Source organism: Erwinia rhapontici (genome assembly GCF_012271765.1).
Classification (GTDB): domain Bacteria; phylum Pseudomonadota; class Gammaproteobacteria; order Enterobacterales; family Enterobacteriaceae; genus Erwinia; species Erwinia rhapontici.
This window is the reverse complement of record NZ_VRKO01000015.1, coordinates 249,756-266,554: the sequence shown is the minus strand read 5'-3', so window position 1 is coordinate 266,554 and position 16,799 is coordinate 249,756. Positions and strand designations below refer to the sequence as shown.

General features: G+C 55.4%; 17 protein-coding genes and 1 other RNA gene. 11 read left to right on the top strand and 7 right to left on the bottom strand.

From position 1 onward, the window contains the following. Positions 1–378: 378 nt before the first annotated feature. From FVB43_RS16820 to uxaC, 3 genes are read right to left on the bottom strand one after another with little or no spacing between them, the layout of a single operon-like run. Positions 379–1,869, bottom strand: coding sequence for a UxaA family hydrolase (locus FVB43_RS16820; RefSeq protein WP_133842493.1), 1,491 nt, complete (start codon positions 1,867–1,869; stop codon positions 379–381). Next, positions 1,853–3,328, bottom strand: a complete 1,476-nt coding sequence (locus FVB43_RS16815) for a tagaturonate reductase (protein ID WP_133842494.1) — start codon at positions 3,326–3,328, stop codon at positions 1,853–1,855. The genes FVB43_RS16820 and FVB43_RS16815 overlap by 17 nt, the downstream gene beginning before the upstream one ends. A gap of 11 nt (positions 3,329–3,339) precedes the next feature. Beyond that, positions 3,340–4,749 (bottom strand): glucuronate isomerase, encoded by a 1,410-nt coding sequence (gene uxaC / locus FVB43_RS16810; RefSeq protein WP_167864335.1) that lies wholly within the window; start codon positions 4,747–4,749, stop codon positions 3,340–3,342. Between the two features lie 369 nt (positions 4,750–5,118). On the opposite strand from uxaC, the gene FVB43_RS16805 reads away from it, so the two are divergent. The 10 genes from FVB43_RS16805 to FVB43_RS16760 all read left to right on the top strand — a co-directional run bounded on the left by FVB43_RS16805 (position 5,119) and on the right by FVB43_RS16760 (position 11,983). Further along, positions 5,119–6,426 carry an MFS transporter gene (locus tag FVB43_RS16805; protein WP_167864334.1) on the top strand — a complete coding sequence of 436 codons (1,308 nt, stop codon included), beginning with the start codon at positions 5,119–5,121 and terminating at the stop codon, positions 6,424–6,426. 163 nt (positions 6,427–6,589) lie between these two features. After that, positions 6,590–7,366, top strand: coding sequence for a transcriptional regulator ExuR (exuR, locus tag FVB43_RS16800; protein ID WP_133842497.1), 777 nt, complete (start codon positions 6,590–6,592; stop codon positions 7,364–7,366). Positions 7,367–7,683: 317 nt separating this feature from the next. After that, a complete protein-coding gene (locus FVB43_RS16795) occupies positions 7,684–8,358 on the top strand; it encodes a DedA family protein (RefSeq protein WP_133842498.1) in 675 nt (224 codons plus the stop codon). Next, positions 8,358–8,747, top strand: coding sequence for an EnvZ/OmpR regulon moderator MzrA (gene mzrA, locus FVB43_RS16790; RefSeq protein ID WP_133842740.1), 390 nt, complete (start codon positions 8,358–8,360; stop codon positions 8,745–8,747). Before FVB43_RS16795 ends, mzrA begins: the two co-directional genes overlap by 1 nt. 171 nt (positions 8,748–8,918) lie before the next feature. Next, complete coding sequence (locus FVB43_RS16785) at positions 8,919–9,290, top strand: DUF1090 domain-containing protein (RefSeq protein ID WP_133842499.1); 372 nt, start codon at positions 8,919–8,921, stop codon at positions 9,288–9,290. A gap of 47 nt (positions 9,291–9,337) precedes the next feature. Continuing rightward, positions 9,338–9,643 (top strand): ElaB/YgaM/YqjD family protein, encoded by a 306-nt coding sequence (locus FVB43_RS16780; RefSeq protein ID WP_133842500.1) that lies wholly within the window; start codon positions 9,338–9,340, stop codon positions 9,641–9,643. 1 nt (position 9,644) lies between these two features. Further along, complete coding sequence (locus FVB43_RS16775; RefSeq protein ID WP_133842501.1) at positions 9,645–10,037, top strand: phage holin family protein; 393 nt, start codon at positions 9,645–9,647, stop codon at positions 10,035–10,037. Next, positions 10,038–10,319: a YqjK-like family protein gene (locus FVB43_RS16770; RefSeq protein ID WP_133842502.1), complete on the top strand. Its 282-nt coding sequence runs from the start codon at positions 10,038–10,040 to the stop codon at positions 10,317–10,319. A gap of 211 nt (positions 10,320–10,530) precedes the next feature. Further along, positions 10,531–10,920, top strand: coding sequence for a DoxX family protein (locus tag FVB43_RS16765; RefSeq protein WP_133842503.1), 390 nt, complete (start codon positions 10,531–10,533; stop codon positions 10,918–10,920). Positions 10,921–10,996: 76 nt separating this feature from the next. Continuing rightward, the gene (locus tag FVB43_RS16760) at positions 10,997–11,983 is read left to right on the top strand and encodes a glutathione S-transferase family protein (protein ID WP_133842504.1); all 987 of its coding nucleotides are present in this window, start codon (positions 10,997–10,999) and stop codon (positions 11,981–11,983) included. Positions 11,984–12,281: 298 nt separating this feature from the next. On the opposite strand, the gene FVB43_RS16755 is transcribed toward FVB43_RS16760, so the two are convergent. Continuing rightward, the gene (locus tag FVB43_RS16755) at positions 12,282–13,184 is read right to left on the bottom strand and encodes a LysR family transcriptional regulator (protein ID WP_133842505.1); all 903 of its coding nucleotides are present in this window, start codon (positions 13,182–13,184) and stop codon (positions 12,282–12,284) included. Positions 13,185–13,310: 126 nt separating this feature from the next. Here FVB43_RS16755 and FVB43_RS16750 point away from each other — a divergent pair, with 126 nt between their 5' ends. Then, complete coding sequence (locus FVB43_RS16750) at positions 13,311–14,015, top strand: pirin family protein (protein ID WP_159336814.1); 705 nt, start codon at positions 13,311–13,313, stop codon at positions 14,013–14,015. Between the two features lie 59 nt (positions 14,016–14,074). Here FVB43_RS16750 and FVB43_RS16745 read toward each other — a convergent pair whose 3' ends face one another. The 3 genes from FVB43_RS16745 to rsmI form a co-directional block, all read right to left on the bottom strand. Continuing rightward, positions 14,075–15,196 carry a ribosomal protein uL16 3-hydroxylase gene (locus FVB43_RS16745; RefSeq protein ID WP_133842507.1) on the bottom strand — a complete coding sequence of 374 codons (1,122 nt, stop codon included), beginning with the start codon at positions 15,194–15,196 and terminating at the stop codon, positions 14,075–14,077. Positions 15,197–15,478: 282 nt separating this feature from the next. Continuing rightward, an RNA gene (gene rnpB, locus FVB43_RS16740) (RNase P RNA component class A) lies at positions 15,479–15,858 on the bottom strand. 32 nt (positions 15,859–15,890) lie between these two features. Further along, positions 15,891–16,754: a 16S rRNA (cytidine(1402)-2'-O)-methyltransferase gene (gene rsmI / locus FVB43_RS16735; RefSeq protein WP_133842508.1), complete on the bottom strand. Its 864-nt coding sequence runs from the start codon at positions 16,752–16,754 to the stop codon at positions 15,891–15,893. Positions 16,755–16,799 lie beyond the last annotated feature (45 nt).

The following is a 16,799-nucleotide window of genomic DNA, read 5'->3' as shown; positions in this document are numbered from 1 at the left end:
ATTATCAGGGTCGACCCGGCATAAAAGTGTTACCTGTGTGCCCGGTCTGATCTGTTACCTATGTACCCGGTCCTACACATGCCCGACCCTGCGCAAGGCGTGCCTCGCCCCTACGCTGTTCAGGTGTAGGGGTCGGACATGCCCGCCCCATCGCAAGGCGTGCCTCGCCCCTACGCTGTTCAGGTGTAGGGGCTGGCATGCCCGACCCAGCGCAAGGCGTGCCTCGCCCCTGCGCCGTTCAGATGTAGGGGTCGGCATGCCCGACCCAGCGCAAGGCGTGCCTCGCCCCTGCGCCGTTCAGATGTAGGGGTCGGGCATGCCCGACCCAGCGCAAGGCATATCCGCCCCTACGCCATTCGCCGTACTCCTCTCCCGGGATTACAACGTTACCCCGCTTTTAAAAATCGCCAGTTCCCGGAAATCATTCACTTCGTTACGCGTCTGTCGCCCGTTGGCAATCGCCACGATGGTATCGACAAACTGCGCCAGCAGTGCGGGCATCTCCACGCCGTGGATCAGCTGCCCGGCATCGAAATCAATCCAGTGTGGCTTCTTCGCCGCCAGTTCGCTGTTGGTGGCTAACTTCACCGTGGGGACAAAACCCCCGTAAGGCGTGCCGCGTCCGGTGCTGAACAACACCATATGGCAACCCGCTCCGGCCAGTGCGCTGGTCGCCACCGCATCGTTTCCCGGGGCGCTGAGCAGATTAAGCCCTGGCTGTGTCAGCCGCTGCCCGTAGTTGAGAACATCGACCACCTGGCTTTGCCCGGCCTTCTGCGTGCAGCCCAGCGACTTCTCTTCCAGTGTGGTGATCCCCCCCGCTTTGTTGCCCGGTGACGGATTTTCATAAATCGGCTGGTTGTGGGCAATAAAATAGGCTTTGAAATCGTTCACCATCTTCACGGTTTTGCTGAAGGTGGCTTCATCGCGGCAGCGGCTCATCAGAATACGTTCTGCCCCGAACATCTCCGGCACCTCCGTCAGCACCGTGGTACCACCGTTGGCGATCATCTGGTCGGAGAAACGCCCGAGCAACGGATTGGCGGTAATGCCAGACAAACCGTCCGATCCGCCGCACTCCAGCCCGAACTTCAGCTCGCTAAGGCGCCCTGGCTGACGCTGGTCATAGCGCATCGCCTCGTAAAGTTCATGCAGAAGCGCCAGCCCGGCTTCCACCTCATCATCCTGCTGCTGGCAAATCATAAACTTCACCCGCTGCTCGTCTGTTTCACCCAGCGTCTCACGGAAAACATCGACCTGATTGTTTTCACAACCAAGACCGATCACCAGCACTGCCCCGGCGTTGGGGTGACGCACCATATTTTGCAGCATGGTGCGGGTGTTTACGTGATCCTGCCCAAGCTGCGAACAGCCGAACGGGTGGCTGAACAGGTGCACGCCGTCGATATCAGCCGCCTCTGCCGTCTCTTTCAGAAAACGTTGCAGGATCTGACGGGCAATGCCATTGACGCAGCCCACGGTCGGCAGGATCCACAGTTCATTGCGGATGCCGACTTCACCACTGCGGCGGCGATAAATCTGTACTTCACGGTCAGCAGCCTGCTCAGGGAGCGTGGCAAACTCCGGCTGATACTGGTACTCATCCAGATCGCTGAGATTAGTGCGTGCATTGTTCGAATGAATGATTTCACCGGCACTCACCGGTTGCGTGGCATGGCCGATCGGCAGGCCGTATTTCATCACCAACGCATTCGTTGCCAGCGGGTGCAGAGCAAATTTATGCCCACGCCCCACCGGTTGTTTCAGCACCAGAGCGTGTCCGGCAACGCTGACGCGCTCCCCCTCCTCCAGATCACGCAATGCCACCGCCACGTTATCCAGGCTGTGAATTTTAATGATGCTTTGCATGATTCGCCCCTTCGTTTACCTGCGCCAGTGCCGCACGCATGCCAAGCTGGAGGATCTGTTGCAGCTGTGCCGTGACGCTCGCACTCAGCCCGGCCAGCTGTGTGAGGTCCTGCCCCCAGTGCGCGGCATCACTCAGCACGTCATCCACCAGCTGGCGCAGGGGAATATCATGGCAGTCAACCTGCGGCCACAGCGTGGCAAAACGCGCTAACCAGTGCGCATCGTCCTGCAACGGATAACGCTGGCCGTTGCGTTCACCCCGGTAGTACGCCAGCAGCGCTGCCAGTGCAAAGCTCAGGCGCGGCGATGGTGCCCCGTTCTCTGCATGCTGCCACAGCAGCGCGGGCAGCAGACGGGTGCGGAACTTCGTCATGCCATTGAGGGCAATTGCGCTCAGTTGATGGCGGATAAACGGGTTACGAAAACGATTAAGGACCTCGTCTGCAAACGCATTCAGCGCTGCCTGCGGCTGCGTCAGCGTCGGGATAATTTCCTTACGCAGCGTATCATCAACAAACGCAGCCACCTCTGCATCAACCATCGCGTCACCCACCGACTCCAGCCCGGCCAGAAACGCCACCGGCACCATTGCGGTGTGTGCGCCATTGAGGATCGCCACCTTGCGCTCTTTATAAGGTTTGATGTCATCAACCAGCAGGATATTCAGCGCCAGCTGGTCAAGACACAGCGCTTGCGCCACAGAGGACGGCCCCTGGATCACCAGCTGATAGTAAACCTCCCCCGCCACCAAATACTCGTCACGATAACCGAGCTGCTCTTCCAGCTCGCTGGCATCGTCGGGGTAGCCCGTAACAATGCGGTCCACCAGCGTCGAACAAAAGGTATTGTGCTGCTCCACCCACCTCACAAACGCGGCAGGCAACTGCCAGGCCTGCGCCGTTTGCAGTACAAGGGCGCGCAGGGCGTCACCGTTATTATCGATCAACTCACAGGGCAGCATCAGCCAGCCTTTATCAGGCGCGCCGTCAAAATGCTGCCAGCGGGCCAGTAACAGGCGGGTCAGTTTGGCCGGGAAGCTGGCCGGAGGCGCGGATTCCAGCGTATCTGCCGGATCAAAATAGATCCCCGCTTCCGTGGTGTTGGAGAACACAAACCGCAGCTGCGGGTCCGTCGCCAGCGCCATAAACGCGGCAAAATCCTGCACGGGCTGGATTTCGCGATTGACGGAGCGGATCAGCCGCGGCTCGCTCACCACATCACCCTGCGTATTGAGCCCGCGGATCACCGTGGTATACAGCCCATCCTGGCTGTTAAGGCTGCGTGGACTGCCGCTGCTGAGCGGCCGCACCACCACGACGCCAGCGTCCAGACGGGTGTGTTGGTTCAACTGATCGATTTGCCAGTCGATAAAGGCACGCAGAAAATTACCTTCACCAAACTGAATGATCCGCTCAGGATACTGTGGCCCGGGAAAGTCGTTTCGGTTCAGCTTGCGCATCGTAGATCCTCTTACAGCTCAATCGCGAAGTAGTCGCGGGCATTGTTAAAGCAAATGTTCTGCACCATGTCGCCCAGCAGCGCGATATCGCCCGGCGCTTCGCCTTTTTCCACCCAGCGCCCGATCATCTGGCACAGCAGACGACGGAAGTATTCATGGCGGGTATAGGAGAGGAAGCTGCGGCTGTCGGTCAGCATGCCGACAAAGCGGCTTAACAGCCCCATTTGTGCCAGTTGGGTCATCTGGCGCTCCATGCCATCCTTCTGGTCGTTAAACCACCACGCCGAACCGAACTGCATCTTCCCGGGCTGCCCTTCGCCCTGGAAATTTCCGGCCATCGTCGCCAGCACTTCGTTATCGCGCGGGTTCAGGCAGTAGAGGATGGTTTTTGGCAGCGCGTTGTCCCGGTTCTGCGCATCCAGCAAGCGCGACAGCGGTTCAGCCAGCGGACGGTCGTTGATCGAATCAAACCCTACGTCCGGCCCCAGCAGGAGTAACTGACGGCGGTTGTTATTGCGCAGCGCGCCTATGTGATACTGCTGCACCCAGCCACGTTTGGCATATTCCGCGCCCAGCCACACCAGCACCGCGGTTTTAAACTGCGCCACCTCGCTCTCCTGCAGCAGGCTTCCCGTCAGGCGACGTGCCAGGATACCGTCCAGCGTGACGTCATCCGCTTCGCCGTACAGCACCACGTCCAGCGCATGATCCGAGACCTTGCAGCCGTGGGCCGCAAAGTGATCAAGCCGTACTTTCAGCGCACGCCGCAGATCATCAAAACGGGTGATATCGACATTCGCCACCGCAGAGAGCGTTTGCAGATAATCGACAAACCCTTCCGCTTCAATATTGAAGGCTTTATCCGGCCGCCAGCTTGGCAACACTTTTGTTGTGAAGCTGCCCTCCACCGCCAGTGCACGATGATGACGCAGGTCGTCCACCGGATCGTCCGTGGTGCCAACCATTTTGACGTTCATCTGCTGCATGATGCCACGGGCGCTAAACGCATCCTGCGCCAGCATCTCGTTACACTGGTGCCATATCGTGTCGGCCGTGGCGGGTGACAGCAGCGTATCGGTGATGCCAAACGGACGGCGCAGTTCAAGGTGCGTCCAGTGGTACAGAGGGTTACCGATGGTATCCGGCACCGTCCGCGCCCAGGCATCAAATTTTGCACGATCGCTGGCATCGCCGGTACAAAGCGCTTCCGGCACGCCGTTGGCACGCATCGCCCGCCACTTGTAGTGATCGCCTTTCAGCCAGATGTCATACAGATTGTTAAAACGGTAGTTTTCGGCTATCTGCTGCGGAGGCAGATGGCAGTGATAATCGAAGATGGGCTGGTCGGCAGCGTAATCATGGTAAAGCCTGCGGGCAAACTCACTGTCCAGTAAAAAGTCTTCACTCATAAAGCGTGACATACGGTCTCTCCTGCATCGTCTCAATGCCAACAAAGTTATCATACCAATTGTGATTAGCGCTGGAATAATAGTGAGAACTCGATCACAAAAACACCACTATTTATGGGTGAATTATCCTCTCACTCACGTCATTAAGCGCTATCCATCTGTCTTTAAAGCCCTTTTATTATCCCCCATTGCAAAAATGGTTTTTGTGATGGCTCTCAACTTTTAAATCTGTATGACAAGTTATCGTGGCGGCGGTTGAGATTAAGCAGGCAAGGTTATCGTTTGAAGACAGGGCGGGTGAGTCACTATCAAGCCGTTCCGCCGAGACAAGGTGCCCGTCCGTGACGAGGCATCAATAATAATGACGGGAAGAGGTTTTAAATGCGTAAAATTAAAGGGTTACGCTGGTACATGATCGGTCTGGTGACCGTTGGTACCATACTGGGTTACCTGACGCGTAATGCTATTGCAGTTGCCGCCCCCACGCTGGAAACAGAGCTGCATATCACCACGCAGCAGTATTCCTACATCGTGGCGGCCTATTCGGCCTGTTACACCATTATGCAGCCCGTAGCAGGCTACATTCTGGATGTGCTGGGCACCAAAATCGGCTATGCCATGTTTGCCATTCTCTGGGCGATATTCTGTGCCGCGACCGCGCTGGCGGGAAGCTGGGGCGGGCTGGCGATTGCTCGTGGTGCAGTGGGTGCCGCTGAAGCAGCAATGATCCCGGCAGGACTCAAGGCCAGTAGCGAGTGGTTCCCGGCCAAAGAACGCTCGATAGCCGTAGGGTATTTCAATGTGGGGTCGTCGATCGGGGCCATGCTGGCGCCACCGTTGGTGGTGTGGGCGATTGTCGCACACAGCTGGCAGATGGCTTTTATTATCACCGGCATCCTGAGCATGATCTGGGCGCTGTGCTGGCTGGTGTTCTACAAACATCCTAAGGATCAGAAAAAACTCGATCCTGAAGAACGCGAATACATTCTTTCCGGGCAGGAAGCTCAACACCAGACGAATAACGGCAAGAAAATGTCGGCCTGGCAGATCGTCCGCAACCGCCAGTTCTGGGGGATCGCCCTACCGCGCTTTCTGGCGGAGCCCGCCTGGGGCACGTTTAACGCCTGGATCCCGCTGTTTATGTTTAAGGCCTATGGCTTCAATCTGAAAGAGATTGCGATGTTCGCCTGGATGCCGATGCTGTTTGCCGATCTCGGCTGTATTGTCGGCGGCTATCTGCCCCCGTTCTTCCAGCGCGTGTTTGGCGTAAACCTGATTGTCTCCCGCAAGATGGTGGTGACCATGGGTGCCGTACTGATGATTGGCCCCGGCACCATTGGCCTGTTTACCAGCCCGTATGCAGCGATCGCTCTGCTGTGCGTGGGCGGGTTTGCCCATCAGGCACTGTCCGGCTCTCTGATCACCCTCTCTTCTGACGTTTTCGGCCGTAATGAAGTGGCAACCGCCAACGGCCTGACCGGGATGGCGGCCTGGACAGCCAGTACTATGTTTGCACTGGTGGTTGGGGCGCTGGCCGATACCATGGGCTTCAGCCCACTGTTTGCCGCACTGGCGGTGTTTGATTTGTTAGGCGCGGTGGCTATCTGGACCCTGCTGAAAAACAAACCGATTTCTGAGCTTGAGCAGGAGAAAAAGGAAAAAATGATGGGGGTAGTGACGCAGCATTAGGGGTAATGCTACCTGTGACAGGACGGGCGGACCGTAAAAGAGGGGCCGCCCGGCCAGGCACCGAATAGCGCACGGACTCGACTTTCTTTTCAGTCGACCCGTTACAGGTAAAAGTGGTATAACAAATTCCATTCTCAGAGTGTGCTCAACGGGAGTCTGGAGCATGGAATTAACAGAATCGCGCCGCCTTTATCAACAACTTGCTGCCGAGCTGAAGCGCCGCCTTGAGCAGGATATTTATCAGGTGGGTGATAAGCTGCCCGCGGAACGCTTTATCGCCGAAGAGATGGGCGTCAGCCGCACCGTGGTGCGTGAAGCCATCATCATGCTGGAGGTGGAAGGTTACGTCGAAGTGCGTAAAGGTTCCGGCATTCACGTTATCTCTCAGCGCCAGCAGAACCGCGTTACCACCAGCAGCCAGTTAGAATTCGCCAATTTTGGTCCGTTTGAACTGTTGCAGGCCCGCCAGTTAATTGAAAGCAATGTTGCCGAGTTCGCCGCCACCCAGGTGACACGCCAGGATATCCTGCAATTAATGGAAATCCAGACGCAGGCGCGCAAAGAAGACCGCTTCCGCGATTCCGAGTGGGACATGAAATTCCACGTACAGATCGCACTGTCGACGCAGAACAGCGCACTGGCGGCGATAGTGGAAAAAATGTGGTTGCACCGACTGCATAACCCTTACTGGCTCAAACTGCATGAACATATCGACGATAAATCGATTGAGAGCTGGTGTGAAGACCATGACACCATTCTTAAAGCCCTGATGCGTAAAGATCCGGCCGCCAGCAAACTGGCCATGTGGCAGCATCTTGAAAACACCAAACAGATGTTGTTCCACGCCACAACCGATGACTTTGAATTCAACGTTGACCGCTATATGTTTGCGGAAAATCCTGTCGTGATGCCAGATACCGTCTCGAACGACGAAAAATAGCACTCTTCATTCAGGCTGAAGGAACTCATTGAGTCAAAATACGGTCAATAGTGTCAGCCTGTGTAAAACTCCTTTCAGACAGCCTGTTCCAACGGTAAAACATCGTTGGACTTGTGTTTCTTCCTGTCCAGGCTAACGTAATTTTGTTACAATTGTTTGCTTATTTTTATCCTTCCTGCGTGGGTAAGAACAAGCTGTGATATTCACCCGCGAAGCTGTTCAGCCGCTCGTTAACTGGCTAAAACGCACCGATAAAACAATCAATTAAGTGTGCAAAAAACCGTGAAACGAGCCAACTATGACGTTCAGGACGACTAATGGATATTTTCAAATCCCTGGTGCACGCCCTCTGGCAGCAAGATTACGCCACCCTGGCGGATCCCACGCTGGTATGGGCCATCTATTTTATCTTGTTTATGATTTTGTTCCTGGAAAACGGCCTGCTTCCCGCCGCCTTTCTGCCCGGCGACAGCCTGCTGATTCTGGTCGGCGTGCTGATTGCTAAAGGGACAATGAATTTCGCGCTGACCGTTTGTGTACTGACCACCGCCGCCAGCCTTGGCTGCTGGGTCAGCTACATCCAGGGACGATGGCTGGGTAATACGGTCACCGTGCAGAAATGGCTGTCGCATTTGCCCGCGCAGTATCACCAGCGCGCCCACCAGATGTTTCACCGCCACGGACTTTCCGCGCTGTTGGTTGGTCGCTTTATTGCCTTTGTCCGCACGCTACTGCCCACTATTGCGGGGCTTTCCGGCCTGAGCAATGCCCGTTTCCAGTTTTTTAACTGGATGAGCGCACTGCTTTGGGTGCTGATTCTGACCGTCATCGGTTACGCACTGGGTAAAACCCCTATTTTCCTCAAATACGAAGATCAGATGATGTTTTGTCTGATGCTACTACCCCTGGTATTACTGGTATTCGGCCTGTTTGGCTCGCTGTATGTTCTGTGGCGAAAAAAACAGTCGACGAATGAGAAAGGAAACTCATGATGCCTGGATTTATGAAGTTATCCACGCGCACGTTGCGGCTTATTCCTCTGGTCGCACTGGCCACCCTTGCGCTGCTGGCGCTGGCATTTATGCCCGCTTTGTTCCGCAGTGAAAGTGCCTTACAAATCCGCGCTTCTCGCCAGGGGATCAGCCTGCCCGATGGGTTTTACGTCTACCAGACGCTGAGCGCTCAGGGCATACATATTAAAAGTATTACGCCGGAGCAAAATTCTCTGGTGATAAAATTTGACTCATTAGAGCAAAGTGATGCGGCCGAAAAAGTGCTGCGCAAGCTGCTGCCTCATGGCTTTGATATTGCGCGCCAGGAAAACCACGGCGCATCAAACTGGATAAACCGCATCAGCCTTAGCCCTCAGTCTGTTGGCTAACAGTGATTTGCCAGCCCTTCCTTAAGGCGGGGCTATCTCTAAGAATATTCTCTCTTTTTGAGCTTTCTCTGTTTTCTGTCTATGCTTCATAAGCAGTAAAAAGCTTCACACCCGTTCCAGGATTACGATATCTCTAACCTGATATCCACGCAAAGGAAGGTCACGATCACCATGAAACATCAGATTATTTTCGGCATCAGTCTGCTTACCCTGGCTACTTTCGCTCAGGCAGACACGCTCTGTCAGCAGAAAGAACGCGCTATTCAGCACGAAATCGATATTGCACAGAAGCACGACAATCAACGTCGGGTGAACGGCCTGGAGCGGGCGTTAACCGAAACACGTGCTAACTGCAGCGATGCAGGACTGAAAGAAGCGCATCAGGAAAAGATTAAAGAGCACGAGAAAAAAGTGACCGAGCGGGAACAAGAACTCAAGCAGGAAAAAGCGGAAGGTAACGACCGCGACAAAATTGCCAAACGCGAAAAGAAACTGGCTGAAGCCCAACAAGAGCTGAAGGAAGTGCAGGCTGCGCCGTATTAAGGCTAAAAGCTGCCAACGTCATTAAAACTAAATTTAAGGAGTTTTCAATGTCTAAAGACACCACATCAGAACATCTGCGCGCCGAGCTGAAAAACCTGGCTGATACCCTGGAAGAAGTGTTAACCACTTCCGGTGAGAAATCGAAAACCGAGCTGGATAAACTGCGCAGCAAAGCGCAAAGCGCGCTGAAAGATACCCGCGCGCGCCTGGGTGACTCCGGTGACCGCATTGCCCAGACCACCCGTGAAGCGGCCGATCGTGCCGACGTCTATGTACGCGACAATCCGTGGACCAGCGTCGGTATTGGCGCCGCCGTTGGCGTGGTACTGGGCGTTCTGCTGACCCGTCGTTAATATGGCAGAGCATCAGCAAAGCCACGGCCCCGGCAAAGGGGTCATTAATATCGGGCAACGCATTGTCACTACCCTGGTCGGGATGGTGGAAACGCGTGTCCGGCTGGCAGTGGTGGAGCTGGAAGCTGAAAAAGCCAACCTGATTCAAATGCTGTTGATGGTTGGCCTGACGATGCTGTTCACTGCCTTCGGACTGATGAGCCTGATGGTGCTGATTATCTGGGCAGTCGATGCTCAGTATCGTTTGATGGCGATTGCGATTACCACCGGTGTATTGTTCGCGCTGGCGCTGATTTTTGGCCTGTGGACACTGGCGAAATCGCGCCGTTCTACGCTACTGAGCGCCACCCGCAAGGAGCTGTCGGAAGACCGCAAGCTGCTGGAGGATGAGTAAATGAGCCGTAAGCTCGATTTACGCAAAGCGGAACTGTTACGCGAAATCCAGCAACAACGGCTGGATCTCAGTGCCGGGCGTAAAGCCTGGCTGGACACAACTGCACGCTACGATCACGGTTTTCTGGCGCTTCTCAGCGCCAAACGCTGGCTGACCGTTGGCAGCGGTGTGATGGCTATCTGGTCCGTGCGTAATCCGCGCTTTATGGGCCGCTGGGCCAGACGCGGATTGGGCGCCTGGAGCACCTGGCGCATGGTGCGTAATTATCTGCCTCGCCGTTAATCTTCTGCATGATAAAGCCGCATTGACTTGCGGCTTAAACAACCCCCAGATTTCTTGAACATCTTCGACAGATTATCTCGCTTACAATGTTTTCCTTACCCGACTATTATCTCCAGCAACGAACGGCACTGAGCGCTTAAGACGCGTCAGGCCTGAGTAAAATACGGTCGGGCCAGCTTGCACGACCACAAATTCTTGTTTGGGGTTAATCATGAAAAAATTAGAAGATACTGGTGTTGTTATTGCTCGCATCCTGATGGCCGCGCTGTTCGTTGTCGCAGGCTGGGGTAAACTGACCAACTACGAAGGTACGCAGCAGTTTATGGCGTCAATGGGTATTCCGGCCCTCTTCGTGCCACTGACCGTACTGCTCGAATTCGGCGGCGGTCTGGCAATTATGTTCGGTTTCTTCACCCGTACCACCGCGCTGATTACCGCCATCTTTACCGTGCTGACCGCTATCCTGGCGCACAGTAACTTTGCTGTAGATGGTTCAACCATGTTCTTGAAAAATATCAGCATTGCAGGTGGTTTCCTGCTGCTGGCTATCACCGGCCCGGGTGCTCTGAGCATTGACCGTCTGCTGGGTAAGAAGTGGTAAGTTAGCTATACTGATTTATCGGGGGGTGAGGATCATATCCTCGCCCCTTTTCATTTTAAGGACAGGAGAACAGAACATGGGACAACTGATTGAGGGAGTCTGGCACGATCAGTGGTATGACACTAAAGCCACAGGAGGCCGTTTTAAACGCTCCGAATCGGCTTTTCGCAACTGGGTCACCGCCGACGGTGAAGCCGGTCCGAGTGGCAAAGCGGGTTTTCGTGCTGAGGCGGGCCGCTATCATCTGTATGTTTCTCTTGCCTGTCCCTGGGCACACCGCACGCTCATTATGCGCCAGCTGAAAGGGCTTGAGGAGATGATTACCGTCTCTGTTGTGCATCCCCTGATGCTGGAAAACGGCTGGACCTTTGATGAAGATTTCCCTGCTGCTACCGGCGACAGCCTGTATCAGAACGAATATCTTTATCAACTCTACCTGCATGCCGATCCGCAGTACAGCGGCCGTGTGACCGTTCCGGTGCTGTGGGATAAGCATCAGCACACGATTGTCAGTAACGAATCTGCCGATATTATCCGTATGCTGAACAGTGCGTTTGACGGTGTGGGCGCGCGCGCCGGGGATTATTATCCGCAGGATCTGCATGAAGAGATTAATGCATTGAACGGCTGGATCTATGACACGGTGAACAACGGCGTCTATAAGTCAGGGTTTGCCACCAGTCAGGCAGCCTATGATGAAGCGGTCACCGCGCTGTTCTCCTCACTTGACCGTCTTGAGTCACTGCTGGGCAAGCATCGCTACCTGAGCGGTGAACGACTCACCGAAGCTGATATCCGCCTGTGGACCACGCTGGTGCGTTTTGACCCGGTGTATGTCACTCACTTCAAGTGCGATCGCCATCGTATTAGTGACTACCTGAACCTGAACGGTTTTCTGCGCGACCTCTGGCAGACACCCGGTCTGGCGGAGACAGTTAACCTCGAGCATATTCGCCATCATTACTACTGCAGCCACAAGACCATCAATCCCAGCGGCGTGATCTCGCTGGGTCCTGCATTCGACTGGGATCAGCCTCATGGCCGTGACCGACATTTCGGCTGATCTTTAGCATCCAGGGCGGATTTTCACTCGCCCTGGAAGTTCCGCACCCTTTATTGATCTGGCACAAATTCCCGCGTTGAGGGCTTACGTATCTTTACTGACGTAAACACCTAAAACGAAATCAATATGGGGATGGAGCTATGATCAAACCTATCGCAATCTGCCTGGCAGTGGTAATGCTCTGTTATGTGGCTTTTGTGGGCCATTATTATTATCAGACCTTTTCAACCTTCAACAGCATTGAGCATTCACAGGAAACAAATACCGCTCAATAGTCTGCCGTTGATACTGCGGGTGGCTACCCCTGGCGTTTCGCCAGAAGTTTCGGGATCTCCCGCAGGCACCAGGACTTTGCTTCGCCCATGCTGTCGCGCCGCCAGGCCATAATAATATCCACTTCACGAGTATATTCCGGGCTGACCACGCGTAGCCTTCCTTCCGCGATGTCTTTTTCCACCATCGGATAAGGCATTGTGCCGACACCTAAGCCCGCCAATAACGCACGGTGCTTATCTTCAATGGTGCTGACCGTCAGACGCTGCTGTTTGTCGAGCAGGGTCACCGTCAATACCGGGCGCTCACGCGCGGTATCCGCCACCGCAATGCCGCGATATTTTACGCGTGTGGTTTCCGAAAGCGGTTCGGGTTCCAGATGGATCGGGTGTTCCGGGCTGGCCACATAGACGCTCATCAGCGTGTAGAGTTTGCGAGTGTTGATCTCTGACGAGGCGCGGAAATGCATATCCGGGGCAATCACAATATCGGCTCGCCCCTGCTCCAGACGCTCCCATGCACCGGCCAGGACTTCGGTCATCAGCGACACCTGGGTGTTGGCTTTATCGGCCAGCTTCCCGACCAGTGGAAACAACAGTTCAGTGGAGACCAGCGCTTCGGTGGCAATCGTCAGGTGGGTTTCCCAACCGCGTGCCAGCGCTTCCGCATCCGTGGTCAGCTTGTCGGCCGCTTCCAGCAGCACACGACCGCGCTCCAGCAGCATACGTCCGACATTGGTAAATTTGGTGCGATGGCCTGAGCGGTCAAACAGCACGACATCCAGCTCTTCCTCCAGCTTCTGCATGGTATAGCTCAGAGCGGAAGGCACACGGCCCAGCTCATCCGCTGCGGCAGCAAAGCTACCACGACGATCGATAGCATCCATTACCCGCAGCGCTTCCAGCGTCAGAGCGCGATCTTTGGCCATAGTGATTCTCTGTCAGGAAATTTGAATATTGCCAGCAGATTAACTGGCTAACAATCCGGCGTCCAGAAACTTACCATAACAGGATAATAAACGGTCGGGATTTCTCTGGCCGATAAGGAGAACGCTATGATAACCAGTCGAACCGCTCAACAGTGTGGCAAAGCCGATTACGGCTGGCTGCAGGCGCGCTATACCTTCTCCTTTGGTCACTATTTTGATCCCAAACTGCTTGGCTACGCATCATTACGCGTACTCAATCAGGAAGTGCTGGCACCAGGGGCTTCCTTCCAGCCCAGAACATATCCGAAAGTCGATGTGCTGAACCTGATTTTGCAGGGTGCAGCAGAGTATCGCGACAGCGAGGGAAATCACGTGCAGGCGCAGGCCGGGGAAGCCTTGTTGCTGGCCACGCAGCCGGGAGTGAGCTATTCAGAACATAATATCAGTAAAGAACATAGCCTGACGCGTATGCAGCTGTGGCTGGATGCCTGCCCGCAGCGGGAAAATGCATCAGTGCAACGGATGCCGGTGTCTGAACATCAGCGTTATACGCTGCTGGCCTCACCGGACGGCAGCGCAGGCAGCCTGCAACTGCGCCAGCAGGTGTGGATCCATCAGGTGGTGCTGGAACCGGGCGAGAGCTACAGCCTGCCGCTGAACGGCACGCGCGCCTATCTGCAATCGATTCACGGATCGCTGAAGGCCATGGCGCATTCGCAGCAGCAGGAGGCTCTGACCTGTGGTGACGGTGCGTTCCTGCACGAAGAACAGAGCGTGACGCTGACGGCAAAAACGCCATTGCGGGCGCTGGTTATCGATCTCCCGGTATAATCTCGCCCCGATTGCTGCACTCTGCCGGTTCAGCGCCCTCCTGGTGCTCTGACAGTGTGTCAGCAGTCAAAGTACCAGTAGCCCTGATTCACCAGCGCGGTGAGCTCAGCCACAAAAACCGGATTGTGCAGCGCGTCACCCAGCTCGTTTTTACCGAGCACGGTGTAGCGGCACAGCACATCAGCGGCTTGTGTATCGACCGTCTCCAGCCGTTCGCTGTTAATAAAGAAATGCTCACCCACTTGCAGCACCCTTAACCCACTCAGGCGGGTCAGCATGTCACCACTTAGCAGAGCCTCAGCAATTTCATCCGGTTCATAAGCGGGCTCGGCGGGCGCGATATCCAGCTCGTGACGCGGCGTGGTGGCGAAACGGCCAAACCACTGCTTAAAGTCTGCGGGCTGATTGATCACCTCGATCATCATCGCGCGCAAACGATCCAGCTCATACTCTTCGACCCGCCCAGGATGTTCGCGGCAGGTTAAATCAGCATCGCTGTAATGCTCACCACCGAGATCGTTTTCCAGCGCATAGTCCGCAAAGCTACTGATGAGATCGCGGCCATTAGGCCCGCGGAAACCGACAGAATAGTTCAGTGCGGTTTCGAAGGTGAAACCGTCATGTGGGAAGCCCGGTGGGATATACAGAATGTCACCTGGTGCCAGCTCGTGATCGATGATGGGTGTGAAAGGCTCCACATGTAACAGCGCAGGGTGTGGGCAGAACTGCTTCAGCGGCAGTTTATCCCCAACACGCCAGCGACGGCGGCCCATTCCCTGGATGATAAAGACATCGTATTGATCGATATGTGGCCCGACACCGCCCCCCGGTACGGAATAAGAGATCATCAGATCGTCTAAACGCCAGTCCGGCAATACGCGGAACGGACGCACCAGCTCGGCTGCGGGCGCGTGCCAGTGGTTTACCGCCTGCGCCAGCAGCGACCAGCCGCTTTCACCCAGGCCATCAAAGTGTTCAAAAGGCCCATTGCTGGCCTGCCACTGACCATCGGTATAACTGACAAGGCGGCTGTCGACTTCCGGCTCCATCGCCAGGCCGGCCAGTTCATCTGGCGTAATCGGATCGACAAAGTGTGGGAACGCATTTTTTAAAACAACTGGCTGTTTTTGCCAGTATTTCTCTAAAAATTCGGGCCAGTTTAGATTGAGCTGATAAGCCATAGGTCGCACCAGTGAGAGACAAAACGGCACTGATTATAAAGAGGCAGGCAGCGAGGCTGCCTTGTCATGCGTCAAGGGCGGGCAGAGTAATGGGCACCGGGCAAGACATCGTAGGGGGGCGTAAAAGCAAAAACCCCGCCGAAGCGGGGTTTTCCTGAATGAGTTCGAAGCTGACCGGTAAGCCGCCTTCCTTTCATAGAGAGTGTCGTGGACAGTCATTCATCTCGCCGTTGAGCGCTCTAAAAGCAAAAACCCCGCCGAAGCGGGGTTTTTCCTGAATGAGTTCGAAGCTGACCGGTAAGCCGGGTTCTGTCGTGGACAGTCATTCATCTAGGCCAGCAATCGCTCACTGGCTCAAGCAGCCTACCCGGGTTCAGTACGGGCCGTACCTGGTGAACCCCTATTTGGCCTTGCTCCGGGTGGAGTTTACCGTGCCACGAACTGTTGCCAGCCGCGCGGTGCGCTCTTACCGCACCCTTTCACCCTTACCTGATCCCACTTACGTGGGCCATCGGCGGTTTGCTCTCTGTTGCACTGGTCGTGGGCTTGCGCCCCCCAGGCGTTACCTGGCACCCTGCCCTATGGAGCCCGGACTTTCCTCCCCTCTGTCTGTCTCCCCCGAAGGAGGACGGCAACAAAGCGGCGACTGTCTGGTCAGCTTCGGCGCGCAGTGTATAGGGTTTTCTACGGCTTGTCACTCACCCTGCTGCTCCAGCGCATGCTTATAAAGTGCATTTTTCTTCACACCGTGGATTTCGGCGGTAAGTGCAGCGGCTTTCTTCAGCGGTAATTCGGCCTGGAGCAGCGCCAGGGTACGCAGAGCTTCCACTGGCAATGCCTCTTCAACCGCGTGATAACCTTCAACAATCAGCACCATCTCCCCTTTACGGCGGTTTTCGTCTTCCAGCACCCACGCCAGCAGTTCACCCACTGGCGCGCCAAAGATCGACTCCCAGGTTTTGGTAATTTCACGGGCCAGCACGACATAGCGATCCGGGCCCAGCACGGTGACCATATCTTGCAGGCTGTCCAACAGGCGATGCGTGGACTCGTAGAAAATAATGGTCCGCGGTTCCTGCTCGAGCGCACGTAACGTGTCGCAGCGCCCTTTACTTTTCGCGGGCAGAAACCCTTCGTAGCAGAAACGATCGGACGGTAATCCGGCAGCGCTTAATGCGGCGATCGCCGCGCAGGCACCGGGTAATGGCACCACACGGATGCCCGACTCGCGGCACAAGCGCACCAGGTGATAGCCGGGATCATTAATTAACGGCGTGCCAGCATCGGAAACTAACGCTATGCTTTGACCTTCGCGCAGCTTCTCCAGCAACACCTCGGCTTTCTGCTGTTCATTATGATCATGCAGTGCGAAGAGCCGCGCATTGATGGCGAAATGTTGTAGCAACAGCCCGGTATGACGTGTATCTTCCGCAGCGATCAGATCGACGCTCGCAAGCACCTTCAGTGCCCGCTGGGTGATATCGCCCAGGTTACCGATGGGGGTTGGAACGATATAGAGCGTGCTGGCAGAAATATCTGCCCGATCGTGTTGTTTCATTGTTTGATCCGAATTGCCGATTTAATATTGAGCATCTTGAAAAAA

What these genes read in the sequence shown, in the direction of transcription:
- FVB43_RS16820 (WP_133842493.1), bottom strand. Translation starts at nt 1,869, where the DNA reads ATGCAAAGCATCATTAAAATTCACAGCCTGGATAACGTGGCGGTGGCA.
- FVB43_RS16815 (WP_133842494.1), bottom strand. Translation starts at nt 3,328, where the DNA reads ATGCGCAAGCTGAACCGAAACGACTTTCCCGGGCCACAGTATCCTGAG.
- uxaC (WP_167864335.1), bottom strand. Translation starts at nt 4,749, where the DNA reads ATGTCACGCTTTATGAGTGAAGACTTTTTACTGGACAGTGAGTTTGCC.
- FVB43_RS16805 (WP_167864334.1), top strand. Translation starts at nt 5,119, where the DNA reads ATGCGTAAAATTAAAGGGTTACGCTGGTACATGATCGGTCTGGTGACC.
- exuR (WP_133842497.1), top strand. Translation starts at nt 6,590, where the DNA reads ATGGAATTAACAGAATCGCGCCGCCTTTATCAACAACTTGCTGCCGAG.
- FVB43_RS16795 (WP_133842498.1), top strand. Translation starts at nt 7,684, where the DNA reads ATGGATATTTTCAAATCCCTGGTGCACGCCCTCTGGCAGCAAGATTAC.
- mzrA (WP_133842740.1), top strand. Translation starts at nt 8,358, where the DNA reads ATGCCTGGATTTATGAAGTTATCCACGCGCACGTTGCGGCTTATTCCT.
- FVB43_RS16785 (WP_133842499.1), top strand. Translation starts at nt 8,919, where the DNA reads ATGAAACATCAGATTATTTTCGGCATCAGTCTGCTTACCCTGGCTACT.
- FVB43_RS16780 (WP_133842500.1), top strand. Translation starts at nt 9,338, where the DNA reads ATGTCTAAAGACACCACATCAGAACATCTGCGCGCCGAGCTGAAAAAC.
- FVB43_RS16775 (WP_133842501.1), top strand. Translation starts at nt 9,645, where the DNA reads ATGGCAGAGCATCAGCAAAGCCACGGCCCCGGCAAAGGGGTCATTAAT.
- FVB43_RS16770 (WP_133842502.1), top strand. Translation starts at nt 10,038, where the DNA reads ATGAGCCGTAAGCTCGATTTACGCAAAGCGGAACTGTTACGCGAAATC.
- FVB43_RS16765 (WP_133842503.1), top strand. Translation starts at nt 10,531, where the DNA reads ATGAAAAAATTAGAAGATACTGGTGTTGTTATTGCTCGCATCCTGATG.
- FVB43_RS16760 (WP_133842504.1), top strand. Translation starts at nt 10,997, where the DNA reads ATGGGACAACTGATTGAGGGAGTCTGGCACGATCAGTGGTATGACACT.
- FVB43_RS16755 (WP_133842505.1), bottom strand. Translation starts at nt 13,184, where the DNA reads ATGGCCAAAGATCGCGCTCTGACGCTGGAAGCGCTGCGGGTAATGGAT.
- FVB43_RS16750 (WP_159336814.1), top strand. Translation starts at nt 13,311, where the DNA reads ATGATAACCAGTCGAACCGCTCAACAGTGTGGCAAAGCCGATTACGGC.
- FVB43_RS16745 (WP_133842507.1), bottom strand. Translation starts at nt 15,196, where the DNA reads ATGGCTTATCAGCTCAATCTAAACTGGCCCGAATTTTTAGAGAAATAC.
- rsmI (WP_133842508.1), bottom strand. Translation starts at nt 16,754, where the DNA reads ATGAAACAACACGATCGGGCAGATATTTCTGCCAGCACGCTCTATATC.